Raw genomic sequence first — 26,599 nt, 5'->3', positions numbered from 1 at the left:
TGTGCCTTTTGTATCGACTTCCATACTGGCCCATCATGGCGCTACGAACAAAACGTAGGAATCAAGCGCAAGCACGAGAGGCGCGCGTCATGAAGATCGAGATCTGGGCCGAGGTCACCTGCCCCTGGTGCGGACTGGGCAGCCACCGTCTGGACCGGGCCGTGGAGCGGTTCGAGCACGGCGACGAGGTGGAGGTCGTCCACCACTCGTTCCCGCTGAGCGACTCCTTCCCCGTGGGTGAGACGTTCGGCGTCCGTGACGCGCTGCTGCGCCGGCACGGCATGGGCGGCTCCCAGGCCGAGGCGTCCACACGTCGGATCGAGGCGCTGGCCGAGTCCGAGGGGCTCACCCCCTACAGGGTGCTGGACAACCTGGTCGGCAACACCGGCCTGGCGCACGAGTTCCTCGCCCACGCCTCCGCCGAGGGCAGGAACCGCGAAGCCTGGAACGCGATCTTCCGCGCCTACTTCGGCCAGGCCCGCCCCGTCTTCGGCATGGACGACCTGCTCGACCTGGGCCAGGAGATCGGCCTGGACCGCGAGGGCACCCGCCGGGCGCTCACCGCACACCGCTACCGGCGGCAGGTGGCCGACGATGCCGCCCGCGCCCAGCGCCTGGGCGCCACGGGCGCGCCCTTCATCGTCGTCGACGGCAGGTACGGCATCCCCGGGGCCCACGACAGCGACGGCCTTCTCGACGTGCTGCGCACGGCCTGGGACGCGTCCCACCCGCTCACCCCGGCGACCGGCGACGACGCTCCGGTCTGCGGCCCCGACGGCTGCGCCGTACCGGCCCGCGGCTGACCCCCGCCCTTCACCCCACGACACACCCTCGACCATGTCGAAAGGCTGACTTCACCATGCCCTACCTGCTGCACATCGACGCGTCCTCGCTCGGCGAGGCATCCGTCTCCCGTCAGGTCGCCCGGTCCTTCCGTGACGCGTGGCAGGGCCCGGTCGTCCACCGCGACCTGGCCGTCTCGCCCGCCCCGCACCTCAGCGCGGCGGGCATCACCGCCCGCACCACCGACCCCGCCGAGCGCACCCCCGAGCAGGCGAAGGCCCTGGCGGTCCAGGACGAGCTGATCGAGGAGTTCCTCGGCGCCGACGCCTACCTGTTCACCGTGCCGATGTACAACCTCACGATGCCGTCCGTGTTCAAGGCGTGGCTGGACCAGATCATGGTCGCCGGGCGCACCCTGAGCTTCGACGGAACCCCTCCCACCCTCGGCCGCCCCGCCACGGTGATCTCCGCACGCGGCGGCGGCTACGGCCCCGGCGCCCCCAAGCACGGCATGGACCACCTGGTGCCGGCGCTGGAAACCGTCCTGGGCCACCCGGCCAACCTCGGCCTCGACCTGACGACGGTCCTGCCCGAACTGACCATGGCCCCGCACGTGCCGATGATGGCCCCGCTCCTCCCCCTCCACGAGGCGTCCCTGGCCAAGGCGCACGACGAGGCCCGCCGCCTGGGCTCCGCCCCGACCGGCCGGCCGACCGCCTGATCCCCCTGACCTGCCCGAAAGGCGTTTGATCACCATGAGCAACCTCCTGGTCCTCGGCGGCAGTGGCCGCACCGGCGCCCACGTCCTGGAGCACGCGGCCCGGCGCGGCCACCGCGTCCGCGCCCTCGTCCGCGACCCCGCCACGGTGCGGGCACCGGCCGGCGTCGAGCTGATCCAGGGCACCCCCGCCGACATCGACGACCTCCGCAAGGCCGCCGAAGGCACCGACGCGGTGATCAGCGCGCTGAACAACGCCCGCGCCTCCGACAACCCGTGGGCCAAGCCCGTCAGCCCGCCGATGTTCATGACCGACGCCACCCGCAACACGCTCACCGTCATGGGCGAACAGGGCATCCGCCGCATCGTGCTGACCTCCACGCAGAGCGCCGGCGACGACTGGGCCCGGCTCAACCCGCTGGTCAAGGCGTTCATCAACCGGTCGAACATCAAGGCGGGCTTCGAGGACCACACCGGCGTCGACCAGCTCGTCCGCGCCTCGTCCGGCATCGACTGGACCCTGGCCCGCGCCGTCACCCTGACCGACAAGCCCCTCAACGGCCCCGTACGGGCAGCCGAGGCCGGCACCGAGAAACCCGGCGCCCGCATCAACCGCGCCGACCTCGCCCACTTCCTCGTCCGGACGACCGAGGACGACACCTGGATCCGCGAAGCCCCCCTCGTCTGGAACACCCGAGGATGACCCACCCCATGATCCACACCCACCTCATGCACAACGGCTGTCCGGCCTTGGGCGCGCCGTCCGTCGGCGGCGACGCCGGACTGAAGCGACGTCACAACAACTGACACCCCCCACACCGGCATCGTGTTCAACCAGCGCCTGCGCGTCGTGTTCGACGATCTCCGGAAGACGTTCGGGGACGTGGCGCTCAGGCAGGGCAGCACGTACGAGGAGCTGGGCCGGGCCATCACCCACGTGCCCGGTGCACCGCAGATCGGCAACCCCGGCGTGCTGCCGATGGCGCCCGGCGAGACCCTGCTCGTGTCCGGCGGCGCCGCCACCCTCATCTGCTGCCGGCGGCTTACCGGATGAGGGATTTCACGGAAGGCTGAGGTCCGTCGTGGAGCCGGGTTCGAACCGCAGCCCGGGATGGTCACGCCGGGCCGACTCGATCACCCCGTTGTGCGGGCTCGGTGCAAGAAGAGGGCCCCCGCGTTCTGCGGAGGCCCTCTCGTGCGTCAAGCGGTTACGCCGGAACCGACGCCACCCCGGCAGGCAGGAACTTCTTGCCGTTCACCTTCTCGGAGACGCCCTCGCGGTCCAGGTACGGCGTGATGCCGCCCAGGTGGAAGGGCCAGCCGGCGCCGGTGATCAGGCAGAGGTCGATGTCCTGCGCCTCGGCGACGACACCCTCGTCCAGCATGAGCCCGATCTCCTGCGCGACGGCCTCCAGGACGCGGGCGCGGACCTGCTCCCCGGACAGGGCCGTGGAGCCCTGCTTGAGGAGGGCGGCGACCTCGGGGTCCAGCTCCGGCTTGAAGCCGTTCTCCGCGGAGTAGACGTAGAAGCCCCGCTTGCCCGCCTCGACGACCGCCTTGAGGTTGGGCGAGACGGTGAAGCGGTCCGGGAAGGCCCGGTTGAGGGTCTCGGAGACGTGCAGGCCGATCGCGGGACCGACCAGCTCCAGCAGGACCAGCGGCGACATCGGCAGCCCGAGCGGCTCGACGGCCTTCTCCGCGACCTCGACGGACGTGCCCTCGTCGATGACGTTCTGCACCTCGCCCATGAACCGGGTCAGGATGCGGTTGACGACGAACGCCGGGGCGTCCTTCACCAGCACGGCCGTCTTCTTCAGCTTCTTGGCCACCGCGAACGCGGTCGCGAGCGAGGCGTCGTCCGTCTGCTCGCCGCGCACGATCTCCAGGAGCGGCAGGATCGCGACCGGGTTGAAGAAGTGGAAGCCGACGACCCGCTCGGGGTGCTTCAGCTTCGACGCCATCTCGGACACCGACAGCGAGGAGGTGTTCGTCGCGAGGATCGCGTGCGCCGGGGCGACCGCCTCGACCTCGGCGAACACCTGCTGCTTGACGCCGATCTCCTCGAACACGGCCTCGATGACGAAGTCCGCGTCGGAGAAGCCCTCGGCCTTGTCGAGAACCCCGCTGACCAGGGCCTTCAGGCGGTTGGCCTTGTCCTGGTTGATACGGCCCTTGCCGAGCAGCTTGTCGATCTCGGCGTGGACGTAGCCCACACCCTTGTCGACGCGCTCCTGGTCGATGTCGGTCAGCACGACCGGCACCTCAAGGCGGCGCAGGAACAGCAGCGCGAGCTGCGAGGCCATCAGCCCGGCGCCGACGACACCGACCTTGGTGACCGGACGCGCCAGCGACTTGTCCGGCGCGCCGGCGGGCCGCTTGCCGCGCTTCTGCACCAGGTTGAACGCGTAGATCCCGGCGCGCAGTTCGCCGCCCATGATGAGGTCGGCGAGCGCCTTGTCCTCGGCGTCGTACCCGGCCTGGAGGTCGCCGTCCTTCGCGGCGGCGACGATGTCCAGCGCCCGGTAGGCGGCCGGGGCCGCGCCGTGCACCTTGGAGTCGGCGAAGGCCCGGCCCTTGGCGACGGCCTGGTCCCAGGCCTCGCCGCGGTCGACGACGGGACGCTCGACCTTGACGTCACCGTTGAGGACCCGGGCGGTCCAGACCAGCGACTGCTCCAGGAAGTCCGCGCCCTCGAAGAGCGCGTCCGCGATGCCGAGGTCGAAGACCTGCTGGCCCTTGAGCTGCTTGTTCTGGTTGAGGCTGTTCTCGATGATCACCGAGACGGCCTTCTCGGCGCCGATCAGGTTCGGCAGCAGCGTGCAGCCGCCCCAGCCGGGCACGAGGCCGAGGAAGACCTCGGGCAGCGAGAACGCGGGGATCGCCTTGGAGACCGTGCGGTACTCGCAGTGCAGACCGACCTCGACGCCACCGCCCATCGCGGCGCCGTTGTAGTACGCGAACGTCGGCACGGAAAGACCGGCGATCCGCTTGAAGACGTCGTGGCCGCCCTTGCCGATGGCGTGGGCGTGGTCCCACTCCTTCAGCAGCTCGACGCCCTTGAGGTCGGCGCCGACCGCGAAGATGAACGGCTTGCCGGTGATGCCGACGCCGGTGATCTCACCGGCCGCGGCCTCCGCCTCGACCTGGTCGAGGGCCGCGTCCAGCTTCGCCAGCGAGGCCGGGCCGAAGGTGGTCGGCTTGGTGTGGTCCAGGCCGTTGTCCAGCGTGATCAGCGCGAAGCGGCCCGCGCCGAAGGGGAGGTCGAGGTGGCGTACGTGCGCCGACGTGACGACCTCGTCGGGGAACAGCTCGGCCGCGCCCTTCAACAGCTCGGTGGTGGTGCTCACTTGTCCCCCTCGAAGTGCGGGTTCTCCCAGATGACCGTCGCGCCCATGCCGAAGCCGACGCACATCGTGGTCAGGCCGTAGCGGACGTGCGGCTGGTCCTCGAACTGCCGGGCGAGCTGCGTCATCAGACGCACGCCGGAGGAGGCCAGCGGGTGGCCGAAGGCGATGGCGCCGCCGTACTGGTTGACGCGCTCGTCGTCGTCCGCGATGCCGTAGTGGTCGAGGAAGGCGAGGACCTGGACGGCGAACGCCTCGTTGATCTCGAACAGGCCGATGTCCTCGATGGACAGGCCCGCCTGCGCGAGGGCCTTCTCGGTGGCCGGGATCGGGCCGTAGCCCATGACCTCCGGCTCCACACCCGCGAACGAGTAGGAGACGAGGCGCATCTTGACCGGGAGGCCGTTCTCGCGGGCGAAGTCCTCGGACGCGATGAGGGAGGCCGTCGCCCCGTCGTTCAGACCGGCCGCGTTACCGGCGGTGACCCGGCCGTGGACGCGGAAGGGGGTCTTCAGGCCGGAGAGGTTCTCCAGCGTCGTCCCCGGGCGCATCGGCTCGTCGGCGGTGACCAGGCCCCAGCCCGTCTCGCCGGCTTCTGCGTTGGTGCGGCGCACCGAGATCGGGACCAGGTCGGCCTGGATCTTGCCGTCCGCGTAGGCCTTGGCGGCCTTCTCCTGGGAGCGCACCGCGTACTCGTCCGCGCGCAGCTTGGTGATCTGCGGGTAGCGGTCGTGCAGGTTCTCGGCGGTCATGCCCATGAACAGCGCGGACTCGTCGACCAGCTTCTCGCTGACGAACCGCGGGTTCGGGTCGACGCCCTCGCCCATCGGGTGGCGGCCCATGTGCTCGACGCCACCGGCGACGGCGATGTCGTACGCGCCGAACGCGACCGAGCCGGCGACCGTGGTGACGGCCGTCAGGGCGCCCGCGCACATGCGGTCGATGGAGTAGCCGGGGACCGACTGGGGGAGGCCCGCGAGGATGCCGGCCGTGCGGCCGATGGTCAGGCCCTGGTCGCCGATCTGCGTGGTCGCCGCGATGGCGACCTCGTCGATCTTTGCGGGGTCCAGACCGGGGTTGCGGCGCAGCAGCTCCCGGATCGCCTTCACGACCAGGTCGTCGGCCCGGGTCTCGTGGTAGATGCCCTTCGGGCCCGCCTTGCCGAACGGGGTACGGACGCCGTCGACGAAGACGACGTCCCTGACGGTACGAGGCACGATGGCTCCTCCAGGGTGCGGGATGGCACTGCTGCGACGCGCCACCCCCGGCGGATCGCTGAGCGGGCGCTCAGCCCCCATGCTACTTATCAGTAACGTGACTGCCCAGTCCCGGGGGCCCAAGCGGCGAAGGTCACACGATCTCCGCGTCAGCTCCTCGGCGGAGCCGTCGACCCTCTCGGAGCCAGGACCGGTGTGGCCACCGGATGCGACCCCGTCTCCTGCCCCAGGATCACCCCGAACAGCGTCCGCGCCACCTCCGCCCCGAACCCGTGCACATCGTGGCTCATCGCCGACAGCGTCGGATGCGTCAGCCGGCACAGCTGCGAGTCGTCCCACGCCAGCAGCGACACGTCGTCCGGCACCCGCACCCCCATCTCCTGGGCCACCGACAACCCGGCGACGGCCATGATGTCGTTGTCGTAGACGATCGCCGTGGGCCGGTCGGCGGCCGTCAGCATCGCCCGAGTCGCCCGCGCCCCCGCCTCCCCGGAGTAGTCCGTCGCCACCTGCCACGCCCCCGCGAGCCCCAGCTCCCGGGCGGCCGAGGCGAACGCGGTGGTCCGCGTCGCCGTGTGCCCCAGCTCCGCCGCGCCCCCCACCCGCGCGATCCGCCGATGCCCGAGCGCCGCGAGATACCGCACCGCCTCCCGCATCGCCGCCGCGTCGTCGGTCCATACGGCCGTGAGGGATCCGGCCAGCGCGGGATGCCCCACGGCCACCACCGGCATCCCCAGCCGCTCGGCGACGGCGACCCGCGGATCGTCCGCACGGAAGTCGACGAGGATCGACCCCCCGATCTGCCGCCCCCGCCACCACGACTCCAGCAGCCCCGCCTCCTCCTCGGGCGACTTCACGAGCCGCAGCAGCAGCGAGCAGGAGTGCTCGATCAGCACGCTCTCCACCCCGGACACGAACTCCATGTAGAACGGCTCGAGTCCCAGCATCCGCGCGGGCCGGCAGATCGCGAGCCCCACGACGTCCACCCGCGCCCCCGCGAGCGAGCGCGCGGTCGGGCTCGGCGCCCACCCGAGCTCCCGCGCAGCCGCGAAGATCCGGTCCCGCGTCGCCTCGGACAGCCCCGGCTTGTGGTTGAACGCGAGCGACACGGCCCCCTTCGAGACGCCCGCACGCGCGGCGACGTCCTTGATGGTGACGCGGGGACTGGTACTCGTCATCGAGCGGGCTCCTGGCAGTACAGCGCGGTTCGCGCGGCGGCGGCGTCGGGACTCTCCCACCCGCTCACCCCTATCGTCACCCGCTCACCCGGAAGCAGCGTCACCAGCCCCCGGTCGGCGCGCACTTGGGGCCCCAGCCGGTCCGCCTGGAGCAGCAGATCCCGGACGAGGGTGCGCGCGGTCACGGTCACCGAACCCGGCCCGACCTCCACCTCGAACTCGGGCCGGGGGTAGGGGATGTCACGGTCGGCGGCGGGGAACCAGAGTGCGCGCAGGCCGTCCACGTCCGCCACGACGAACTCCTTCACCCCGTCCGGCACCAACTCCCGCTCCACCGCCACCTCCTCAACCGCCCTGCCCCCCACGGCGATCGGCACCTCGGCCCGCGCGACCACCACCCCGTCCACCGTCATCCGCCGCAGCGACACCACCCCGCCCCACTCCCCGCCCCCCTGGTTCACGCACGCCAGCACCAGCCGCCCGCCCCGCGGTTGGAACGTCGGCAACCGGTCCGCGTACAGCCGCCGCAGCTCGTGGTAGAGCGGCTTCTCCCGCCCGTCCCCGTCGATCGCGGCCCAACTCGTCACCGGCCAGCAGTCGTTGAGCTGCCACACGACCGCCCCCGCGCACACCGGCCAGTGCGACCGCCAGTGCTCGACCCCGGCGGCCACCGCCCGCGCCTGGTTGACCTGCGTCAGATAGTGCCACCGGTCGAAGTCCCCGCCGGGCAGCGCGAAATGGTGCGCGAGCCCCCGCTCCAGCTTCCCGTTCCCGTCGTCGGCCTTCTGGTGGTGCAGCACCCCGGGCGAGTCCGGCGCCAGCTCCTCGCCCGGCAGCGCCCGCCGCAGCGTCGCGTACGCGGGAGGCGCCTGCCACCCGAACTCGGCGACGAAACGCGGGACTTCGTCGAGGTACGCCGAGTAGTCCAGCCGGTTCCACACCTCCCACGAGTGATGCGTGCCGTGCGCCGGATCGTTCGGGTGCCGGTCCCAGGACCCGGACCAGGGGCTGCCTGCCGTATAGGGCCGCGTCGGGTCCAACTCCGCGACCACACGCGGCAGTACGCCCAGGTAGTACCCCTCGCCCCAGGAGTCCGAGCCCAGCGCCTCCGCCCACCCCCAGTCCCTGAACCCCCACAGGTTCTCGTTGTTGCCGTTCCACAGCACGAGCGAGGGGTGCGGCATGAGCCGGACGACGTTCTCCCGCGCCTCCGCCTCGACCTCGCCGCGCAGCGGCTGCTCCTCGGGGTAGGCGGCGCACGCGAACGGGAAGTCCTGCCAGACCAGGAGCCCCAACTCGTCGCAGGCGTCGTAGAATTCACGGCTCTCGTAGATCCCGCCGCCCCAGATCCTGACGAGGTCCACGCCCGCGTCGGCGGCCTGCTGAAGGCGCGTCCGGTAGCGCTCGCGGGTGACCCGGGAGGGGAACGCGTCGTCCGGGATCCAGTTCACGCCCCGCGCGAAGAGCCGCTCACCGTTGACGGCCAGCGTGAACCCGGTGCCGTGCTCGTCGGGGGACCTGTCCAGCTCGACCGTGCGGAAACCGACCCGGCGCCGCCACACGTCCAGCGCCTCCGCGCCGTGCAGCAACGTCAACTCCACGTCGTACAGCGGCTGTTCGCCGTACCCGCGAGGCCACCACAGCGCGACGTCCGGCACCCTGAGGCGGACGGTGCCGCTCGTGCCGTCGATCGCGCCGCGCACCCGGACGCCGCCCACCCGGGCCTCGACGGACAGGGCCGCCTCGACGCGGGCGCGCTCGACCTCGACGTGCAACTCCACGACGCCCACGCCCTGTTCGACGGTCACCAGGGGCCGGACCCGGGAGATGCGGGCGGTCGCCCAGCGCTCCAGGCGGGCCGGGCGCCAGATGCCCGCCGTCACCAGCGTCGGACCCCAGTCCCAGCCGAAGGAGCAGGCCATCTTGCGGAGGTACTGGTACGGCTCGGCGTACGCGCCGGGCCGCTCGCCCACCTGCCCCCGCACCGCCTCCGCTTCGGCGTACGCGGAGGCGAACCGGACGGTGAGCCGGCCGCTGAGGCCGGTCACGTCGAAGCGGTACGAGCGGTGCATGTTCCGTACCCGGCCCAGGAGTTGACCGTCGAGACGGATCTCGGCGGCCGTGTCGAGGCCCTCGAAGACGAGGTCGGTCTGCTCGTGCCCGTCCGCCTCCGCGACCAGGTCGCGCTCGTAGGTCCACTCCCGCCGCCCGACCCACGCCACCTCGGTCTCGCCCAGCCCCAGGAACGGGTCCGGGATCACCCCGGCGGCCAGCAGGTCCGTGTGCACGCAGCCCGGCACCACCGCCGGGAGCGCCTCGCCGTCGTGCCGCAGGGTCCAGCCGTCGTGCAGCGGTGCGACCTGAAGCATGCGTTCTCCCTAAACCGGTCCACCTCAAGGGAGGACGACGAGTTTCACATCCTTGGCGGGAATGGGACTTTACCGGTTGAGAAAGCGCTGTCAGAGTGCCGAATCAGCCAACCCGCACGTGCTCTTCCGTCCCACTGAACGGAGTCGATGCACATGAACCGCCGTACCGTCCTGGCCCTGGCCGTGGGAGCCGCTCTCCTCGCCGCGGGCTGCACCTCCACCGGGGGTACCGCCAAGGGCGCCGACGCCGAGGCCCCCGACGACCCCGCCAAGGTCTCCGGCACCATCACCGTCCTCACCCAGCGCACCGACCTCGTGCAGAACGGGAGGATGACGGAGTACGCCGCCGCGTTCAACAAGACGTACCCGAAGGTGAAGGTCGAGTTCCAGGCGCTCACCAACTACGAGTCCGAAGTCAAGATCCGCATGAACACGGAGAACTACGGCGACGTCCTGATGATCCCCGCGGTCATCAAGAAGTCCGACTACCCGAAGTTCTTCGCCTCCCTCGGCACCGTCGAGGACCGCGCCGAAAAGTTCCGCTTCACCGGCTTCACCGCCGTCGACGGCAAGGTCTACGGCCAGACCCCGATCGGGGTGATGCCCGGCTTCGTCTACAACAAGCGGATCTGGCGCGAGGCCGGCGTCACCGACTGGCCCACCACACCCGCCGCGTTCCTCACCGCCCTCAAGGCGATCAAGGACAAGACCGACGCGACGCCGTACTACACGAACTTCGCCGCCCAGTGGACGCTCAGCTCCTGGACGGCCGTCAACGGCCTCGTCCACTGCGACCCCGGAGCCACCACCAAGCTCGCCTCGGGCAACCCCTGGGCCGAGGGCGCCGACCTGCGCGTCGGCGACACCCTGCTCCACGACATCGTCGAACAGGGCCTCGCCGAGAAGGACCCGACGACCACCAACTGGGAACTGTCCAAACCCCAGTTGGCCAAGGGGCAGATCGCCACCCAGTGGCTCGGCACCTGGGCCATCGTCCAGTTCCAGGACGCCGCCAAGAAGGCCGGCGTCAACCCCGACGACATCGGCTTCATGCCGTTCCCCGCGCAGACCGGCGGCACGTTCTGCTCCACCGTCAGCCCCGACTACAACCAGGCCGTCAACGTCCACTCGAAGCACAAGGAAGCCGCCCGCGCCTGGATCGACTGGTTCACCGAGAAGTCCGGCTACGACAAGGACAACCTCGCGATCTCCCCGCTCCAGAACGCCCCCCTGCCCGCCGTCCTCAAGCCGTACGAGGACGCCGGTGTCAAGCTCATCGAACTCGACGACACCCAGGGCGCCAGGGTCAAGCTGATCGACAACGAGTCCGAGGTCGGCATCTACGCGCCCGACTACCGCCTCAACCTCGTCGACCTCGCACGCGGCGCCCGCAAGGGGAACCTCGACGACTTCCTCGGCGACCTCGGCAGGAAGTGGACGGCCGCCGAGAAGAACGTGGGGTCCTGATGGCGGGCACCGCACAGCGGGCGGCGGTGGACCGGCGGGGGGAGAAGGACGCCGTGCCGGTACCGGCGCCGCCCCCGCGCCGCGCCCGCCTCCTGCGCGGGCTCACCCCCTGGCTGTTCCTGCTCGCGCCGCTCGCCCTGCTGATCACCTTCACGTACGTCCCGATCGTCAACATGATCGGCTACAGCTTCACCGACTGGGACGGCGTCAGCCCCGAACTGCACTTCACCGGTACCGAGAACTACCGCGAACTCGCCACCCGGCCCGACCTGTTCGAGGTGTTCTTCGTCAGCGGCTACTACCTCGCCGCGTCCGCCGTCCAGATCGTCGCCGCGCTCTACTTCGCGACGGTCCTCAGCTTCGACGTCCGGTTCCGGAATTTCCTCAAGGGCATCCTCTTCTTCCCCTATCTCATCAACGGCGTCGCCATCGGATTCGTCTTCCTGTACTTCTTCCAGGACGGCGGCACCCTCGACTCCGTCCTCGCCCTGATCGGCGTCCACACGGACCACGCGTGGCTCGGTACGCCGGTCTCCGCGAACGTCTCCCTGGCGGGCGTCTCCGTCTGGCGCTACCTGGGCCTGAATTTCGTCCTGTTCCTGGGCGCGATCCAGTCGATTCCGAGCGAGCTGTACGAGGCTTCGGAACTCGACGGCGCGAATCGCTGGCACCAGTTCCGCTACATCATCGCCCCCGGCATCAAACCTGTTCTGACGCTGACGGTCATTCTCTCCATCTCCGGTTCCCTCGCCGTTTTCGAGGTCCCGTACATCATGACCGGCGGTGCGACCGGCACGGAGACATTCGTCATCCAGACCGTCAAACTGGCCTTCCAGTTCAACAAGACCGGCCTCGCCTCGGCCTGCGCACTGGTCCTTCTGCTGATCGTCCTCGCGGTCACCTGGATCCAGCGCAGACTCGTCCCCGACGACAGGGTGGACCTCACATGACGCGCCGCTCGGTCTCCCGCGCCCTGGTCCACCTCTCCCTGATCCTCGCGACGCTGATCGTCCTGCTCCCGCTCACGGTCGTCTTCCTGACGTCCCTGAAGACGGACGACGAACTCGCGCGCGACGACCAGGCGTTGGCCCTCCCCGACGACTTCCTCAACTTCCACAACTACGTCACGGCGTTCCAGGACGGCCACATGCTGTCCGCCTTCGGCAACACGGCGGTCATCCTGCTCTTCTCGATCACCGGCACGGTCCTGATCGGCTCGATGACGGCCTACGCGATAGACCGCTTCACGTTCCGCTTCAGGAAACTGGTGGTGACCCTCTTCCTCCTGGCGGCCCTGGTCCCCGGCGTCACCACCCAGGTGGCCACCTTTCAGATAGTCAACGGCTTCGGAATGTTCGACACCCTCTGGGCCCCCATCACCCTCTACATGGGCACGGACATCGTCTCGATCTACATCTTCCTGCAATTCGTCCGCTCCATCCCCATCTCCCTGGACGAATCCGCCCGCCTGGACGGAGCGAACGCCTTCACGATCTACCGCCGCATCATCTTCCCCCTCCTCAAACCGGCGATAGCGACAGTGGTGATCGTGAAGGGCATCACCGTCTACAACGACTTCTACATCCCGTTCCTGTACATGCCGTCACAGGACCTGGGAGTGATATCGACATCGTTGTTCCGCTTCAAAGGCCCTTTCAGTGCCCACTGGGAAACAATCTCGGCGGGAGCGATCCTGGTGATCCTCCCGACCCTGATCATCTTCCTGGCGCTCCAGAAGTTCATCTACAACGGCTTCATGAGAGGAGCGACCAGATGATGGGTCAGGCGCCCGGATGCAGGCCGAGCGAGCCCGGGGTCGGGTCTCCCTTGACCTCGCCGAAGTAGAGAGCGAACGTCTGCTTCCAGCGCTCGACCGCGGCGCGGTCGGCCATGAAGCGGGGGAACCCGTCGAGGTTGCCGTTCGGGTACTCCCAGACCGGCTTCAGGCCCGTGGGCGGAGTGACGTCCGTGCGGACCGACCAGCCGTTGGTGGCGGCCTGCTGTTCTGCGGTGGACAACCGCCAGTTGAGGTAGAGCTTGGCGGCAGTGGGGTTCTTGGCCTGCTTCAGGATCGCGGCCCGCTGCCCCCAGGACATGAACGGCGTCGCCCCGTCGGGGAGCACCCACTTGACGGGCCCGGTGGCCAGGGGCGCGCCGGAGCCACCGATGCCGATGGCCTTCTGCCCATTGGTGACGGCATCCCTGGGGCTGAAGCTGCCGCGCGCGAACTGCGGCTCCTGGGCGGCCAGCCGGGCCAGCCAGTCCCAGCCGTACTTCCGCACATAGAGCGTGTAGAGGTAGAGGGCCGCGTCGTCGTCGTGCGGATAGGAGGAGGCGATCCGCCCCTTCCACCGGGCGTCGACGAGGTCGAGCGGGCTCGCGGGCACGTCCGAACCGACCGCCGCCGGACCGTACATGTAGCTGAAGGCGGCCACCTGTACGGCGACCCAGGCGCCCTGCGGGTCCTTGAAGGGGGCGTACACCTTCGAGAACCCGGCCGGCTTGTACGCGAGCAGACGCCCTTGCTCCTTCCAGCGCACGAAGTCCTGGACGGTCTGCAACTGCACGACATCGGGTACGACCGTGTCGGTGGCGAACTGGTTGTCCACCCGGACGTCGTGGTACTTGCTGTAGTCGATGACCACCGTCAGGTCGATGCCGGGAAAGCGGTTCTTGAAACCGGCGCGCACGCCGTCCGCCTGCGTCGTGATGTCGCCGCCCGCGTAGATCACGAGCTTTCCGCCCTCCGCGAGGGCGGCCTGGTAGAGCTCGTCGAGCGACCGGGTCTCCTCGGCGCCGGCGGTGTGCGGGGACGCGGCGGCAGCGGCGGAGGCCGTCGAGGCGCCGAACACTCCGGCGCCGAGAGCGGCACCGGCACCTGTCGCCAGGACGCGTCGCCTGCTGGGGAAGATGGACATGCTGATGAAACCTTCCGTCGTGGGAATGTCCTGCTCGGGCTGGTCAGCCGGTCATCGCGTCGCGCACCAGGGCGGTGTCGACGAACTGTTCGAAGCGGACGATCAGACCGCCGCGGACCACGAAGTGGTGGGCGACGCGGACGTCGATCGCCTTGCCGGTGGCCTTGTTGGCCGCGGTGTAGCGGGCCAGGACGACGACGTTCTCGCCGTCGACGACGTAGGTGTCGTCGTGCGCGGTCCAGCCGTCCCACTCCTTGCCGAGCTGCTCCATGACGTTGGAGGTCACGCCGTCGGGGGTGCGGTAGGTGCCGGCCAGCGGGAAGCCGGCCATCTCCGTCCACTCCACGTCGGGGGCGAGGGTGGCGCGCAGGGCCGCGAGGTCACCGGCGGCGGAGGCCAGGTACTGGCGCCGTACGACATCGGCGGGCGCGGTGGAGGCGGCGAAGTCGCTCATGGTCAGCCCCACGTCATCTCGCCCTTGGCGACCTTCGCGCCGAGCTGCGCGGCGATCAGCATGCCGTGGTCCGGGTAGCGCGCCACCAGCGCCTCGGTCAGCGCGGCGCCGTCGGCCGCCTTGCCCAGCTCCTCCTCGAAGGCGACGAGGTAGTCGCGGGTGGCGGTGATCGCGGAGGCGTCCGCCGCGGTGCCGGGCAGGCGGTGGCCGGGGACGACCAGCCGCGGGTCCAGGGTGGCCATCTCGTCGAGCAGGCCGATCCAGGCGGCGCGGTCGCCGGGGGTCGCGGTGTCGGCGACCCAGACGTGCTCCCGCTGGAAGAGCAGGACCCCGCCGAGCAGCGCGCGGGACTCGGCCTGCCACAGGTAGTGCCGGTCGGGCAGGCCGGCCGGACCGCCCTTGAGCTCGAAGGTGTGGCCCTCCAGGGTGAGGTCGCCGGTCAGTGGCTCCAGGTCGACCAGGCGGGTGGGGAGGTTCGGGCCGAGCGCGGCCCAGGCCTTGAGCTTGCCCTCGTAGGAGTGGGCGATGTGCTCGATGACGATCGGGGTGGCGACGAACTTCGCCTCGGGGAAGGCGTCGGCGATCACCTCGGCGCCGAAGTAGAAGTCGGGGTCGCCGTGGCTGACGAACACGGTGGTGAGGGTCTTGCCGGAGTCGAGGATCTCGGCGGCCAGGCGGTGGCCGTCGGCGCGGGTGAAGGCGGCGTCCACCAGCAGTGCTTCGTTCTCACCGGTGACGAGTGTGGCCGTCTTGTTCTTGCTGCCGGCCGGGAAGTCGAGATCGAGGACCTTGAAGGAGAGAGTGCTCATGCGTGCTTCCTCGGGTGAAGGGTGGCGATCGGGGGGAACGCCTCACGGCGAAGTGTCTGCCGACTCAGACAATATAGCTGCGTAAGCAGATATTGCAACGGCAGTTTCTTCCGTTCATGTCCTTCTGTCACCCTTGAGGAGTGAACGAGCACCTGCTGAACGACGACGACGTGACACTCTTCGGTCTCTTCGTGGAGGCCTACAGCTGCCTCAAGCCCCTGGTGAACCGCGATCTCGACATACCGCAGACCTGGTTCGAGGTACTGCTGCGACTGGGCCGCACCCCCGGCCACCGGCTCCGCATGACGGACCTGGCAGGGGCCGTGTCCTTCAGCTCGGGCGGCTTCACCCGCCTCGCCGACCGCATGGAGAAGGACGGACTCATCCGCCGCGCCCCCGACCCCGCCGACCGGCGAGCCGCACTCGCCGTACTGACCGACAAGGGCGGTCAGGCGCTCGACCGCGCACTGACCGCCCACGTCTCCCACCTGCGCCACCACGTCGCCGGACCGCTCTCGGCAGAGGACCGCCGCCACCTCGAGCGCATCCTGCGCACACTCCGCGACGCGAACGCGTGAGTCCGGCGACGGTCCCTAGAACATGCCGTTGCCGTTGGCCGAGGTCTCCGGGACGTTCTGGATGATGTCCCAGTGCTCGACGATCTTGCCGTTCCGCACCCGGAACAGGTCCAGGATCGCCGCGCCCCGGTCTCCCGGATAGTTGACGTAGTGGCTGTGGACGGCCACCAGGTCGCCCTCGGCGATGATCCGCTTCGGGGTGACCGTCAGTTGCGGCGCCGAGGCGAAGTAACCGCCGAGGCCGGTCTTCGCCGCGGGTACCCCGCTCTGCATCTGCGTGTTGTGCTGGAGGTAGCCGGGGTCCCAGTAGCGGTCGAGGGCGGTCAGGTCCTTGTGGACCATGAGCTCGTCGAACGCCTTGGTGACCAGCGCCTGGTTGGCCTGGGTGAGCCGGTGGTCAAGCGGCTGCGAGACACGCGGTGAACTCAGCGTGGAGAACATGTCGTTGCCGCTGGCCGTGGTGTCCGGCACGTTCTGGACCACGTCCCAGTGCTCGGCCACCTTCCCGCCCTGGAAGCGGAAGATGTCGACGACGGACGCGCCCTTGGTGCCCGGGACCAGCACCACGTTGGAGTGGAGCAGCACGAGGTCGCCCTGGGAGATGGCCCGCTCGACGTCGTACCGGGCGTCGGGGAACTGCTGGTGGATCGAGGCGGCCAGGCCTTTGAGGCCCGCCGCCCCGTCCGCCGCGGTCGGGTTGTGCTGGATGTAGTCCGGCCGTACGAAGCGGTCGACGACCGCGGTGTCCCCGCGCTCGAACACCCCCTTGACGAGGGCGGTGGCGACGGCCTTCTGGTAGCCGAGGCGGGCGGGGTCGCCGTAGCCGCCCCGGCCGTGCGCCGCGTGTCCGGCGGCCGGGCCGTGCGGGGCCGCCGCGGCGGGTACGGCAGCAGCGCCCAGCACCGCGGTGGCGGCGAGGAGGGCGGCGGCGGCCCTGCGGGCGGGGGTGGTGGGGGTGGTGGGGGGCACGGTGCGCTCCAGACGTCTCATGCGTGCGAAACCAGAGGAAGATGAAAGATTCAAACTCTGCTTCGTCAGATAACTACCGCGCAGTGGTCCCTGTCAATTGTCTTTGCCGCCCCTTGGCCGTGCGCGGCCTGACTTCGCCACAAGGTCGCGAAGTCAGGCCGGAGTGCTAGGCGGCATCAGCCCCCAGCGCCTCCACCAGCACCGGCGTCACCAGCTCCACCTGCCACGGCCGGGCCCCGAGGGCGACCAGCGCCTCCGCCACCCCCTCCGCGTCGGCGGAGACCGGCGGCTCCCAGCAGACCCGCCGCACCGTGTCCGGAGTGATCAGGTTCTCCTGAGGCATGTTCAACTGCTCGGCCACCGTGGAGATCCGCGCACGAGCCGCACTCAGCCGCGCCGCGGCGGCGGGGTCCTTGTCGGCCCAGGCGCGGGGCGGCGGCGGCCCGGTGACGGGCTGCCCCGGCATCGGCAGCTGGGCCTCGCTCAGGGCGCGGGCCCGGTCGACGGCGGCCTGCCACTGTTCGAGCTGCCGTCGCCCCATCCGGTGCCCGAACCCGTTCAGGGCCGAGAGGGCGTGCACATTGACCGGCACGGCCAGCGCCGCTTCGACGATCGCCGCGTCCGCCAGCACCTTCCCGGGCGACACGTCCCGCCGCTGGGCGATCCGGTCCCGCGTCTGCCACAGCTCCCGTACGACGGCGAGCTGCCGGCGCCGCCGCACCTTGTGCATCCCGGACGTCCGGCGCCAGGGGTCCTTGCGCGGCTCGGCGGGCGGCGCCGCCGCGATCGCGGCGAACTCCTCCCGGGCCCACTCCAGCTTCCCCTGCCGGTCCAGCTCCTTCTCCAGCGCGTCCCGCAGGTCGACGAGGAGTTCGACGTCGAGCGCGGCGTACCGCAGCCAGGGTTCGGGCAGCGGACGGGTGGACCAGTCGACGGCGGAGTGTCCCTTCTCCAGCACGTACCCGAGGACGCTCTCGACCATGGCGCCGAGCCCGACCCGGGGGAACCCGGCGAGCCGCCCGGCCAGCTCGGTGTCGAAGAGCCGCGTGGGGATCATGCCTATCTCGCGCAGGCAGGGCAGGTCCTGGGTCGCGGCGTGGAGCACCCACTCCGTGTCGGCGAGGACGTCCCCGAGCGCGGAGAGGTCGGGACAGGCGACGGGGTCGATGAGCGCGGTGCCGGCTCCGGCGCGGCGCAGCTGGACGAGGTAGGCCCGCTGTCCGTAGCGGTAACCGGAGGCCCGCTCCGCGTCGACGGCCACGGGCCCGCTGCCGGCGGCGAACGCGGCGATCACCTCCGCGAGGGCTTCCTCGTCGGCGACCACGGGCGGAATCCCCTCGCGGGGGTCCAGCAAGGGAGTCGGCGCCCCCGGAGCAGTTGATCCGCCGTCGTCCGGAGGGGCGCCTCCGGTGGTTCGCAGTGAACTGGCTGCTGCGGTTTCTTGGGCGTCGGTCACCTGTCAAGGGTATCCATGCAAGAAGGCCGCCCGCCGACGGAACGTTCCGTCGACGGGCGGGGGAGGGGCGTAAACCGGTCAGCCGTGCGACCCGTGCGGGGCGCGGTGGAGACGACCGGCAGAAACGGTTCCTGCTGCGGTGCGGACGGCCGTACGCACGGCTCCGGCCGGGTCGGGACGGGGCGTGGACGGACGGTTGCGGAGGGGTGTCCGGAGGGCTTGCTTCCGCCTGAATTCTTTGTGTGAAACCAGCCGGAGTCCCTCGTTCCGCATGGATCGCGGGGGGTCAGGGACGGTGGACGGGAGTCAGTGGATGATTCCGGTCCGCAGCGCGACCGCGACCATCCCGGCGCGGTCGCCCGTGCCGAGCTTGCGGGCGATGCGGGCGAGGTGGCTCTTGACGGTCAGGGCCGACAGGCCCATCGAGACGCCGATCGCCTTGTTCGACTGGCCCTCGGCGACCAGCCGGAGCACCTCCACCTCGCGGCCGGAGAGCTCGCGGTAGCCGCCCGGGTGGCTCGGGGCACCCGGAGGGCGGCGGTGCATGCGCGCGGCCGAGGCGCCCATGGGGGCGGCGCCGGGCCGGCCGGGCAGGCCGACGCCGGCCCGGGTGCCGGTGACGACGTACCCCTTGACGCCGCCGGCGAGTGCGTTGCGGACGGCGCCGATGTCGTCGGCGGCGGACAGGGCGAGCCCGTTGGGCCAGCCCGCGGCGCGGGTCTCGGAGAGCAGGGTGAGACCGGAGCCGTCGGGGAGGTGGACGTCGGCGACGCAGATGTCGCGGGGGTTGCCGATGCGCGGACGAGCCTCCGCGATGGACGAGGCCTCGATCACGTCGCGGACACCGAGCGCCCAGAGGTGACGGGTGACGGTGGAGCGGACGCGCGGGTCGGCCACGACCACCATCGCGGTGGGCTTGTTCGGGCGGTAGGCGACCAGGCTTGCGGGTTGCTCAAGGAGAACGGACACCGGGCCTCCTGAAAGTGGGGCGGAGCTTCAAGGTCACAGTCGTCTTCGGCAGTGAGCCCGGGGTCCTTTAGAAAATGATCACGATCTAGTGAGCAAGAATCCGTGCAATTCGGACATGCGATCGATCATCCGAAGATCGAGTCGGTTCACTCGGGTGCGCTTGGGTGATGGAAAGTGGCCGTATCGACAAAAGGATGACCAAGTTGCGCCCGAACGGGGGAGACGCGGCTGGATCAGCGTGACTGCGGCCCGCGACGCTGGGGCAGCGTGACCACGGACGCGTCCCCCGGACCGGCCGGCGGAAGCCCCGCCACCTGCGCCAGGAGGTCGCACCACGACGCCAGGTGCGCAGCCGCGTCCGGTACCCCGCCCAGGCCCGTACGGGGCGTCCAGGAGGCCCGGATCTCGATCTGCGAGGTCGCCGGACGCTCGGACAGCCCGCCGAAGTAGTGCGACCCCGCGCGCGTGACGGTCCCGCTCGCCTCGCCGTACGTCAGCCCGCGCGCCTGGAGCGCGCCCGTCAGCCACGACCAGCACACGTCCGGCAGCAGCGGATCCACCGCCATCTCCGGCTCCAGCTCCGCCCGCACCAGCGTCACCAGCCGGAACGTTCCGCGCCACGCGTCGTGCCCGTCCGGATCGTGCAGCAGCACCAGGCGCCCGTCCGCGAGATCCTGGTCGCCGTCCACGACGGTCGCCTCCAGCGCGTACGCGTACGGCGCGAGCCGCTGCGGCGCCGGTGTCGGCTCCATCTCGATCTGGGGGCGCACGCGCGCCGCCCGCAATGCCTCCACGGCAGCCAGGAAGGCCGCCGGAGCCTCCCGCCCACCCCCGTTCGCGTCGTCCATCCCCGCGCCGTCCGACAGTCGTCCCTGAGCCGCAGCCATGCGGGGAAGAGTAAGGGGAACGGGACCTTCGCGCAGGGCAAGACACCCGAGCGCACGCCCACGCGCGGGTGCGCGCTCGGCGAACAATCGGCGGACGAGGCGGGGGAGGGACTGTCACAGGGGCGTGCGAGACTTTCCGTCGTGAGTGCGAACGAGAGCCCCGCGGGCCGCCCGCCGACAGCGACGTACGAGAGCCCCTTCCTGAAGGCGTGCAGGCGCGAACCCGTGCCGCACACCCCCGTGTGGTTCATGCGGCAGGCCGGCCGTTCGCTCCCCGAGTACCACAAGGTGCGCGCGGGCATCCCGATGCTGGAGTCCTGCACCCGCCCCGAACTGGTCGCGGAGATCACGCTCCAGCCGGTCCGCAGGCACAACGTGGACGCGGCGATCTACTACAGCGACATCGTCGTCCCCCTCAAGGCCATCGGCGTCGACCTCGACATCAAGCCGGGCGTCGGCCCCGTCGTCGAGCGCCCGATCCGCACCCGCGAGGACCTCGCGCAGCTGCGCGACCTCACCCCCGAGGACGTCTCGTACGTCACCGAGGCGGTCGGCCTGCTCACCGCCGAACTCGGCGCCACACCCCTGATCGGCTTCGCCGGCGCCCCCTTCACGCTCGCCAGCTACCTCGTCGAGGGCGGCCCCTCGCGCACGTACGAGAACGCCAAGGCGATGATGTACGGCGACCCCGAGCTGTGGGCCGACCTCCTCGACCGCCTCGCCGACATCACGGCCGCGTTCCTCAAGGTCCAGATCGAGGCGGGTGCCTCCGCCGTCCAGCTCTTCGACTCCTGGGCGGGCGCGCTCTCCCCGGCCGACTACCGCCGCTCCGTCATGGGGGCCTCGGCGAAGGTCTTCGACGCGGTCGCCGGGTACGGCGTCCCGCGCATCCACTTCGGCGTCGGCACCGGCGAACTCCTCGGCCTCATGGGCGAGGCCGGCGCGGACGTGGTGGGCGTCGACTGGCGCGTCCCGCTCGACGAGGCCGCCCGCCGCATCGGCCCCGGCAAGGCGCTCCAGGGCAACTTCGACCCGACGGTCCTGTTCGCCGGCACCGAGGTCGTCGAGACCAAGGCGCGCGAGGTCCTCGACGCCGCCGCGGGCCTGGAGGGGCACGTCTTCAACCTCGGCCACGGCGTGATGCCGAAGACCGACCCGGACGCGCTCACGCGGCTCGCGGAGTACGTCCACACGCAGACGGCGGCCTAGGCCGTCACCAGGAGTGCCGGGGTCGCGCGCGCCTGCCGAACAGCAGGCCGCGCGGCTCCGGGGGCGGGATCGTGTTCCGCTTGAGCGGCCAGGCCAGCAGCATTCCGGCCACGAAACCGACGACGTGCGCCGCGTAGGCCACCGTCCCCGCCGAGGAGACGCCCTCGCCGGCCGAGTAGAACGCCTGGAGCCCGAACCAGAAGCCCAGCACCAGCCACGCGGGCAGGCGCAGCGGCAGGAACACCAGGAACGGCACCAGCACCCACACGCGCGCCTTCGGATACAGCACCAGATAGGCGCCCAGGACACCCGCGATGGCCCCCGAGGCGCCGATCAGGGGGTCGGTGGAGTCGGCGTTGAGCAGGGCGAAGCCGTAGGACGCCGCGTAGCCGCAGATCACATAGAACAGCGCGAACCGCACGTGCCCCATGCGGTCCTCGATGTTGTTGCCGAAGATCAGCAGGAACAGCATGTTGCCCAGCAGGTGCAGCCACCCGCCGTGCAGGAACATCGCCGTGAACACGCTCAGCACGGGCGACTTGTCGTAGTCCGGCGGACCGGCCAGACAGGCGCCCGCGCGGACGTCGCCGGTCGCCACCAGCGTCGGCATCTGCTGGTGGATCAGCTCGCGCGGGACGGCCGCCCACTGGTCGAGGAAGGCGTGCAGATGGCACGTCTGCACCAGGGTGCTGTCGCCCTTCACCGAGCCCGCCAGGCCCGGCATCCACAGGAAGACGAGCACGTTCGCGGCGATCAGCGCGTACGTCACCACGGGCGTACGGCGCACAGGGTTCACGTCATGGACGGGGATGACCACGAGGGACTACTTCCCGCGATGAGCCGCGCGAACCGGTGAACGCCGCCCGGCGCGCGTGCGTATGAACCGGCAAGCACCCGCGGCGTGGGGAAGGCGCTCGCGGAGACGACGTGAGGAACAGGCGATGAACGACCGAGTCACCCCCATGCACGCCCTGCCCGACGGCGAGGCCGAACTCTCTCTCGTGATCCGGCTCCCCTGGGAGGACGTGGCCCGTCTCGGCCAGGAGGCGGGGCGCCTCGCCGCCCAGACCGGCCGGCCCGTGACCCTCGACGAGGCGGTCGGCCACCGCCTGCGCACCCGCCAGGCCACCGCCACCCACGCGAAGCCCGTCGAGCAGGCGGCGGCCGTCTCCGCCCTGCCGCGCCTCACCGGCACCGCCTAACCGGCCACCTTCTGGGCCGCCTTGCGCGCCGCCACCAGCACCGGATCCCACACCGGGCTGAACGGCGGCGCGTAGCCCAGGTCCAGGGTCGTCATCCGACGCACCGTCATGCCCGCTGTGAGCGCCACAGCGGCGATGTCGACCCGCTTGGCGGCTCCCTCCCCACCGACGATCTGAACGCCCAGCAGACGGCCGCTCAGGCGTTCCGCGAGCATCTTGACCGTCAGGGGTGCAGCGCCCGGGTAGTAGCCCGCCCGGGACGTCGACTCGATCGTGACGGTCTCGTACGACAGCCCCGCGCGCACGGCGTCCTTCTCGCGCAGCCCGGTCCGGGCGATCTCCAGGTCGCACACCTTGCTGACGGCCGTTCCGACGACCCCCGGGAACACCGCGTCGCCACCCGTCACGTTGGTCCCGATGACCTGCCCGTGCTTGTTGGCGTGCGTGCCCAGCGGGACGTACCGCTCCCGCCCCGAGACGAGGTCCCAGACCTCCACGCAGTCGCCGCCCGCCCACACGTCCTCGTGCCCGCGCACCCGCATGTGGTCGTCCGTCAGCAGCCCGCCGTGCTCGCCCAATGGGAGTCCCGCCGCCCGCGCGAGGGACGTCTCCGGGCGGACCCCGATGCCCAGGACGACGACGTCCGCCGGGAACTCGGCGTCCGCCGTGACCACCGCGCTCACCCGCCCCTCCGCGTCCGCGCGCAGAGCGGTCACCTCGGCGTCGTCGACCATCCTGATGCCGAGCCCCTCCATCGCCCGGTGCACCAGCCGGCCCATGTCCGGGTCGAGCGTCGACATCGGCTCGCGGCCCCGGTTGACGACCGTCACTTCGAAACCCCGGTCGACCAGGGCCTCCGCCATCTCGACGCCGATGTACCCGGCGCCGACGACCACCGCGCGCCGCCCCCGCGCGCGGGACAGCGTGTCGATCAGCGCCTGGCCGTCGTCCAGGGTCTGTACCCCGTGCACGCCCCGCGCGCCGATGCCGGGGATGTCCGGCCGCACCGGGCGCGCGCCGGTCGCGATCACCAGCCGGTCGTACGGCGTCCAGGACTCGGCGCCGGAATCGACGTCCCGCGCGCGCACGCGCCGGCCGGAGACGTCGATCTCGGTGACCTCCGTGCGCAGGCGCAGGTCGATGTCCCGCGCGCGGTGCTCCTCGGGGGTACGCGCGATGAGGTCGTCGCGGCCTTGGACGGCGCCGCCGACCCAGTACGGGATGCCGCACGCCGAGTACGAGGTGAAGTGGCCCCGCTCGAAGGCGACGATCTCCAGTTCGCCGGGGGACTTCGCCCGCCGGGCCTGGGACGCCGCGGACATGCCCGCGGCGTCCCCGCCGATCACGACCAGCCGGTGCCGTGCGCTGATGCTCATGCGGCAACGCTACGGGGGTGGTCGGGGGGACGCGTCGGCCCGTGCGCCCGCGCGCAGGACTGCGACGGCTCAGGGGCGCTCGGTCTTCTCGCCCTCGCCGCCCTCCTCGGGCCGCTCCGGGGCGGGAGCGGTGCCGGGGCGTGTCTGCGGGAAGCCGGAGACGAACGCGGGGGTCGTGGCCGCCGGGCGGGGTGTGCGCCGGGGGCGGACCACCCGCCACCACACGATCGCCAGGACCGCAGCCGCCAGCAGGAACGGCAGGATCGCCGCCAGCACCATCACGATCCAGCGCAGCGCCGTCACGAAGGCGTCCCAGCCGCCGGAGAGGGCGTCCAGGACGCCGGGGTCGTCGTCGGCCTTCTCGGGCGCCTTCGGGGGCGTTCGGGACAGCGTCAGGGTGATCGTGGCGAGGCTCGTGCGGTCCTTCAGGGACGCCTGCTGGGCCAGCAGCGACTCCAGGTCGGCCTGGCGGCGGCTCAGCTCGCCCTCCAGGCTGACGACGTCGCTCAGGGACGTCGCCCGGTCCATCAGCTCGCGCACGCGCGCGACGCTCGCCCGCTGCGACTGGACGCGGCTCGCGACGTCCACGACCTGGTCGGTGACGTCCTCGGCCTTCGACGTCCGCTCCAGGAGCTTCCCGGTGCCCTGGAGCGCGCTCAGGACGGCGTCGTAGCGCTCCACGGGGACGCGCAGGACGACCTCCGTGTGCTCGGCGTCCTCCTCGTCGCGTGTGGTGGTCTCGTCACCGACGTAGCCGCCCGCGTCCACGGCGGCCGTGCGGGCGGCGTCCAGGGCCTTGGCGACGTCCTCGACCTGGACGCTGACCGTGGCGGTGCGGATGATGTGGCTCGCGGCGGCCTTGGGCGGCGTGGACGCCTTGGCGCCGGACGGGCCCGAACCGGTGGCCCCGGGCGCGGCGCCGGCGTCCTCCCTGGCGGCGCCTTCCTTGACGGCGGCCTTGTCCTGGGACGTCGAACCGGCTTCGCCGCCGGCACTGCACCCGGCGAGTGCGAGGGCGACGGCCGCGAGGAACGCGGCGAGAGCGTGTGCGGATCTGCGTGCGGGCATGTGGAGATCCCCCCGAGTGGTGTGAAGACGCGGCGCGTCGACGGACGTTCCTTCGACGCGCGGACCCGCTTCGACGTTGGCGTATCCGGGTTCCGAAGAGGTCACGTTCGGGACGCGCCCCGGCCACACCGCGAGGGAAGCGTTGTCAGTCGGGTCTGAGAGGCTGGATCCATGAGCGCAGCAGGTACGGGCGGTACAGGGCAGGTCGTCGTCATCGGAGCCGGGATCGCGGGTCTGGCCGCGGCCCACCGGCTGCTGGAGCGCGGGGCGCGGGTGACCGTGCTCGACGCGGCGGACCGGGTCGGCGGCAAGCTCCTGCCGGGCGAGATCGCCGGTGTGCGCACCGACTTCGGCGCCGAGTCCATGCTGGCCCGCCGCCCCGAGGGCGTCGCCCTCGCGCGCGAGGTGGGCCTCGAAGGCCGCCTCCAGCCGCCCGCCACGGCCACCGCCTCGATCTGGACCCGCGGCGCCCTGCGCCCGATGCCCAAGGGGCACGTGATGGGCGTCCCCGGCGCCGCCGAGGCCCTCGCGGGCGTCCTCTCCGAGGAGGGCCTCGCCCGCATCGGCCGCGACAGCGACCTGCCGCGCACGGAGGTCGGAGAGGACGTCGCGGTCGGCGCGTACGTCGCGGAGCGGCTCGGGCGCGAGGTCGTCGACCGGCTCGTCGAACCCATGCTGGGAGGGGTGTACGCGGGCGACGCGTACCGCATCTCGATGCGCGCGGCCGTCCCGCAGCTCTTCCAGATCGCCAAGGCCCACACCTCGCTCACCGAGGGCGTGCGCGAACTCCAGGCCAAGATGGCCGCCAATCAGCAGACGGGCCCGGTGTTCACGGGCATCGAGGGCGGCATCGGGAGCCTGCCGCTCGCCGTCGCCGACGCCGTCCGCGCGCGCGGGGGCGAGATCCTCACCGGCACGCCCGCGCGGGAGCTGCGCCGGGACGCCGACGGGTGGCGGGTGACCGCGGGGGACCGCGAACTGCGCGCGGACGCCGTCGTCGTCGCCGTACCCGCCCCCGTCGCCGCCGCGCTGCTCGCCGACGAGTCGCCGGGCGCCGCCGCCGAACTGCGCGCGATCGAGTACGCGTCGATGGCCCTGGTCACCCTCGCCTACCGGCGCGCGGACGCCGGGCTCCCGGCGGGCAGCGGGTTCCTCGTCCCGCCGGTCGACGGGCACAGCATCAAGGCGTCCACGTTCTCCTCGCAGAAATGGGCCTGGGTCGCCGACCAGGACCCGGACGTCCTGGTCCTGCGCACCTCGCTCGGCCGCTACGGCGAGACGGAGATCCTCCAGCGCGACGACGCCGCCCTCACCGACCTCTCCCGCCACGACCTGCGCGAGGCGACCGGCCTCGACGCGACCCCGCTGGAGACCCGCGTGATCCGCTGGACCGACGGCCTCCCGCAGTACCCCGTCGGCCACCACGCGCGCGTGGCCCGCATCCGCGAACACGTCGCGAAACTCCCGGGCCTCGCGGTCTGCGGCGCCCAGTACGACGGCGTCGGCATCCCCGCCTGCATCGCCAGCGCCAACGCGGCCGTCGACCAGATCGGCGGCGACCTGAGCGCCGTGCGGGAGCTGGCGGCGAACCCGGTGCAGAGTCTGCACGGGGGAGCGGGAGAATGACG

General features: G+C 71.2%; 25 protein-coding genes. 11 read left to right on the top strand and 14 right to left on the bottom strand.

What is annotated here, in order from left to right; all coding sequences use genetic code 11:
• Positions 1 to 89: 89 nt before the first annotated feature.
• From PV682_RS00955 to PV682_RS00940, 4 genes are all read left to right on the top strand, one after another.
• Entirely contained in the window at positions 90 to 803 is a 714-nt protein-coding gene (locus PV682_RS00955; RefSeq protein WP_319722931.1) for a DsbA family oxidoreductase, read from the top strand.
• Between the two features lie 56 nt (positions 804 to 859).
• Entirely contained in the window at positions 860 to 1,504 is a 645-nt protein-coding gene (locus tag PV682_RS00950) for an FMN-dependent NADH-azoreductase (RefSeq protein ID WP_319722929.1), read from the top strand.
• 34 nt (positions 1,505 to 1,538) lie between these two features.
• On the top strand, positions 1,539 to 2,204 hold the full coding sequence (locus PV682_RS00945) for an NAD(P)-dependent oxidoreductase (RefSeq protein ID WP_319722927.1): 666 nt from the start codon (positions 1,539 to 1,541) through the stop codon (positions 2,202 to 2,204).
• Positions 2,205 to 2,327: 123 nt separating this feature from the next.
• Positions 2,328 to 2,555: a hypothetical protein gene (locus PV682_RS00940; protein WP_319722924.1), complete on the top strand. Its 228-nt coding sequence runs from the start codon at positions 2,328 to 2,330 to the stop codon at positions 2,553 to 2,555.
• Between the two features lie 154 nt (positions 2,556 to 2,709).
• Here the strand turns inward: PV682_RS00940 and PV682_RS00935 are convergent, their stop codons facing one another.
• The 4 genes from PV682_RS00935 to PV682_RS00920 all read right to left on the bottom strand — a co-directional run bounded on the left by PV682_RS00935 (position 2,710) and on the right by PV682_RS00920 (position 9,609).
• Complete coding sequence (locus PV682_RS00935) at positions 2,710 to 4,848, bottom strand: 3-hydroxyacyl-CoA dehydrogenase NAD-binding domain-containing protein (protein ID WP_319722922.1); 2,139 nt, start codon at positions 4,846 to 4,848, stop codon at positions 2,710 to 2,712.
• Entirely contained in the window at positions 4,845 to 6,062 is a 1,218-nt protein-coding gene (locus PV682_RS00930) for a thiolase family protein (RefSeq protein WP_319722920.1), read from the bottom strand. Before PV682_RS00930 ends, PV682_RS00935 begins: the two co-directional genes overlap by 4 nt.
• A 149-nt stretch (positions 6,063 to 6,211) precedes the next feature.
• Positions 6,212 to 7,240, bottom strand: a complete 1,029-nt coding sequence (locus PV682_RS00925; RefSeq protein ID WP_319722918.1) for a LacI family DNA-binding transcriptional regulator — start codon at positions 7,238 to 7,240, stop codon at positions 6,212 to 6,214.
• On the bottom strand, positions 7,237 to 9,609 hold the full coding sequence (locus PV682_RS00920) for a glycoside hydrolase family 2 protein (protein ID WP_319722916.1): 2,373 nt from the start codon (positions 9,607 to 9,609) through the stop codon (positions 7,237 to 7,239). Before PV682_RS00920 ends, PV682_RS00925 begins: the two co-directional genes overlap by 4 nt.
• Positions 9,610 to 9,762: 153 nt before the next feature.
• On the opposite strand from PV682_RS00920, the gene PV682_RS00915 reads away from it, so the two are divergent.
• From PV682_RS00915 to PV682_RS00905, 3 genes are read left to right on the top strand one after another with little or no spacing between them, the layout of a single operon-like run.
• Positions 9,763 to 11,076 carry an ABC transporter substrate-binding protein gene (locus tag PV682_RS00915; RefSeq protein ID WP_319722914.1) on the top strand — a complete coding sequence of 438 codons (1,314 nt, stop codon included), beginning with the start codon at positions 9,763 to 9,765 and terminating at the stop codon, positions 11,074 to 11,076.
• Positions 11,076 to 12,026 (top strand): carbohydrate ABC transporter permease, encoded by a 951-nt coding sequence (locus PV682_RS00910; RefSeq protein WP_319722912.1) that lies wholly within the window; start codon positions 11,076 to 11,078, stop codon positions 12,024 to 12,026. The genes PV682_RS00915 and PV682_RS00910 overlap by 1 nt, the downstream gene beginning before the upstream one ends.
• Positions 12,023 to 12,853 (top strand): carbohydrate ABC transporter permease, encoded by an 831-nt coding sequence (locus PV682_RS00905; RefSeq protein WP_055724170.1) that lies wholly within the window; start codon positions 12,023 to 12,025, stop codon positions 12,851 to 12,853. The genes PV682_RS00910 and PV682_RS00905 overlap by 4 nt, the downstream gene beginning before the upstream one ends.
• 4 nt (positions 12,854 to 12,857) lie before the next feature.
• On the opposite strand, the gene PV682_RS00900 is transcribed toward PV682_RS00905, so the two are convergent.
• The 3 genes from PV682_RS00900 to PV682_RS00890 are packed head-to-tail and all read right to left on the bottom strand — an operon-like array spanning position 12,858 to position 15,257.
• Positions 12,858 to 13,994 (bottom strand): ABC transporter substrate-binding protein, encoded by a 1,137-nt coding sequence (locus PV682_RS00900; protein ID WP_319722909.1) that lies wholly within the window; start codon positions 13,992 to 13,994, stop codon positions 12,858 to 12,860.
• Between the two features lie 43 nt (positions 13,995 to 14,037).
• The gene (locus PV682_RS00895; protein WP_319722907.1) at positions 14,038 to 14,448 is read right to left on the bottom strand and encodes a nuclear transport factor 2 family protein; all 411 of its coding nucleotides are present in this window, start codon (positions 14,446 to 14,448) and stop codon (positions 14,038 to 14,040) included.
• Positions 14,449 to 14,450: 2 nt separating this feature from the next.
• Complete coding sequence (locus PV682_RS00890) at positions 14,451 to 15,257, bottom strand: MBL fold metallo-hydrolase (RefSeq protein WP_319722905.1); 807 nt, start codon at positions 15,255 to 15,257, stop codon at positions 14,451 to 14,453.
• Between the two features lie 140 nt (positions 15,258 to 15,397).
• Here PV682_RS00890 and PV682_RS00885 point away from each other — a divergent pair, with 140 nt between their 5' ends.
• The gene (locus PV682_RS00885; RefSeq protein ID WP_319722903.1) at positions 15,398 to 15,835 is read left to right on the top strand and encodes a MarR family winged helix-turn-helix transcriptional regulator; all 438 of its coding nucleotides are present in this window, start codon (positions 15,398 to 15,400) and stop codon (positions 15,833 to 15,835) included.
• A 15-nt stretch (positions 15,836 to 15,850) separates the two neighbouring features.
• Here PV682_RS00885 and PV682_RS00880 read toward each other — a convergent pair whose 3' ends face one another.
• From PV682_RS00880 to PV682_RS00865, 4 genes are all read right to left on the bottom strand, one after another.
• On the bottom strand, positions 15,851 to 16,825 hold the full coding sequence (locus PV682_RS00880; protein WP_319722902.1) for a nuclear transport factor 2 family protein: 975 nt from the start codon (positions 16,823 to 16,825) through the stop codon (positions 15,851 to 15,853).
• Between the two features lie 145 nt (positions 16,826 to 16,970).
• Positions 16,971 to 18,260 (bottom strand): ribonuclease D, encoded by a 1,290-nt coding sequence (locus PV682_RS00875; protein ID WP_319722900.1) that lies wholly within the window; start codon positions 18,258 to 18,260, stop codon positions 16,971 to 16,973.
• A 306-nt stretch (positions 18,261 to 18,566) separates the two neighbouring features.
• A complete protein-coding gene (locus PV682_RS00870) occupies positions 18,567 to 19,229 on the bottom strand; it encodes a response regulator transcription factor (protein WP_319722898.1) in 663 nt (220 codons plus the stop codon).
• 233 nt (positions 19,230 to 19,462) lie between these two features.
• On the bottom strand, positions 19,463 to 20,116 hold the full coding sequence (locus tag PV682_RS00865) for a DUF3000 domain-containing protein (RefSeq protein ID WP_319722896.1): 654 nt from the start codon (positions 20,114 to 20,116) through the stop codon (positions 19,463 to 19,465).
• 141 nt (positions 20,117 to 20,257) lie between these two features.
• On the opposite strand from PV682_RS00865, the gene hemE reads away from it, so the two are divergent.
• On the top strand, positions 20,258 to 21,325 hold the full coding sequence (hemE, locus tag PV682_RS00860) for a uroporphyrinogen decarboxylase (RefSeq protein ID WP_319722894.1): 1,068 nt from the start codon (positions 20,258 to 20,260) through the stop codon (positions 21,323 to 21,325).
• A 4-nt stretch (positions 21,326 to 21,329) separates the two neighbouring features.
• On the opposite strand, the gene PV682_RS00855 is transcribed toward hemE, so the two are convergent.
• A complete protein-coding gene (locus PV682_RS00855) occupies positions 21,330 to 22,142 on the bottom strand; it encodes a rhomboid family intramembrane serine protease (protein ID WP_319722892.1) in 813 nt (270 codons plus the stop codon).
• Between the two features lie 124 nt (positions 22,143 to 22,266).
• On the opposite strand from PV682_RS00855, the gene PV682_RS00850 reads away from it, so the two are divergent.
• The gene (locus PV682_RS00850; RefSeq protein ID WP_055722640.1) at positions 22,267 to 22,527 is read left to right on the top strand and encodes a hypothetical protein; all 261 of its coding nucleotides are present in this window, start codon (positions 22,267 to 22,269) and stop codon (positions 22,525 to 22,527) included.
• On the opposite strand, the gene PV682_RS00845 is transcribed toward PV682_RS00850, so the two are convergent.
• Both PV682_RS00845 and PV682_RS00840 read right to left on the bottom strand, forming a co-directional pair.
• Positions 22,524 to 23,903, bottom strand: coding sequence for an FAD-dependent oxidoreductase (locus tag PV682_RS00845; protein WP_319722888.1), 1,380 nt, complete (start codon positions 23,901 to 23,903; stop codon positions 22,524 to 22,526). The two genes, PV682_RS00850 and PV682_RS00845, sit on opposite strands and share 4 nt — an antisense overlap.
• Positions 23,904 to 23,972: 69 nt before the next feature.
• On the bottom strand, positions 23,973 to 24,971 hold the full coding sequence (locus tag PV682_RS00840; RefSeq protein WP_319722887.1) for a DUF4349 domain-containing protein: 999 nt from the start codon (positions 24,969 to 24,971) through the stop codon (positions 23,973 to 23,975).
• 171 nt (positions 24,972 to 25,142) lie between these two features.
• Between PV682_RS00840 and hemG the strand changes: the two genes are divergently transcribed.
• Complete coding sequence (gene hemG / locus PV682_RS00835) at positions 25,143 to 26,597, top strand: protoporphyrinogen oxidase (protein ID WP_319722885.1); 1,455 nt, start codon at positions 25,143 to 25,145, stop codon at positions 26,595 to 26,597.
• Positions 26,598 to 26,599 lie beyond the last annotated feature (2 nt).

The sequence above is a fragment of the Streptomyces niveiscabiei genome, assembly GCF_033794345.1.
GTDB lineage: Bacteria > Actinomycetota > Actinomycetes > Streptomycetales > Streptomycetaceae > Streptomyces > Streptomyces niveiscabiei.
Note: the sequence above shows the minus strand (reverse complement) of the source record. Positions and strands in the feature narration are given on the sequence as shown.

Coding starts and splice junctions, on each gene's coding strand:
- PV682_RS00955 (WP_319722931.1), top strand. CDS start 90: ATGAAGATCGAGATCTGGGCCGAGGTCACCTGCCCCTGGTGCGGACTG.
- PV682_RS00950 (WP_319722929.1), top strand. CDS start 860: ATGCCCTACCTGCTGCACATCGACGCGTCCTCGCTCGGCGAGGCATCC.
- PV682_RS00945 (WP_319722927.1), top strand. CDS start 1,539: ATGAGCAACCTCCTGGTCCTCGGCGGCAGTGGCCGCACCGGCGCCCAC.
- PV682_RS00925 (WP_319722918.1), bottom strand. CDS start 7,240: ATGACGAGTACCAGTCCCCGCGTCACCATCAAGGACGTCGCCGCGCGT.
- PV682_RS00920 (WP_319722916.1), bottom strand. CDS start 9,609: ATGCTTCAGGTCGCACCGCTGCACGACGGCTGGACCCTGCGGCACGAC.
- PV682_RS00915 (WP_319722914.1), top strand. CDS start 9,763: ATGAACCGCCGTACCGTCCTGGCCCTGGCCGTGGGAGCCGCTCTCCTC.
- PV682_RS00910 (WP_319722912.1), top strand. CDS start 11,076: ATGGCGGGCACCGCACAGCGGGCGGCGGTGGACCGGCGGGGGGAGAAG.
- PV682_RS00905 (WP_055724170.1), top strand. CDS start 12,023: ATGACGCGCCGCTCGGTCTCCCGCGCCCTGGTCCACCTCTCCCTGATC.
- PV682_RS00900 (WP_319722909.1), bottom strand. CDS start 13,994: ATGTCCATCTTCCCCAGCAGGCGACGCGTCCTGGCGACAGGTGCCGGT.
- PV682_RS00895 (WP_319722907.1), bottom strand. CDS start 14,448: ATGAGCGACTTCGCCGCCTCCACCGCGCCCGCCGATGTCGTACGGCGC.
- PV682_RS00890 (WP_319722905.1), bottom strand. CDS start 15,257: ATGAGCACTCTCTCCTTCAAGGTCCTCGATCTCGACTTCCCGGCCGGC.
- PV682_RS00880 (WP_319722902.1), bottom strand. CDS start 16,825: ATGAGACGTCTGGAGCGCACCGTGCCCCCCACCACCCCCACCACCCCC.
- PV682_RS00865 (WP_319722896.1), bottom strand. CDS start 20,116: ATGGCTGCGGCTCAGGGACGACTGTCGGACGGCGCGGGGATGGACGAC.
- PV682_RS00850 (WP_055722640.1), top strand. CDS start 22,267: ATGAACGACCGAGTCACCCCCATGCACGCCCTGCCCGACGGCGAGGCC.
- PV682_RS00845 (WP_319722888.1), bottom strand. CDS start 23,903: ATGAGCATCAGCGCACGGCACCGGCTGGTCGTGATCGGCGGGGACGCC.
- PV682_RS00840 (WP_319722887.1), bottom strand. CDS start 24,971: ATGCCCGCACGCAGATCCGCACACGCTCTCGCCGCGTTCCTCGCGGCC.
- hemG (WP_319722885.1), top strand. CDS start 25,143: ATGAGCGCAGCAGGTACGGGCGGTACAGGGCAGGTCGTCGTCATCGGA.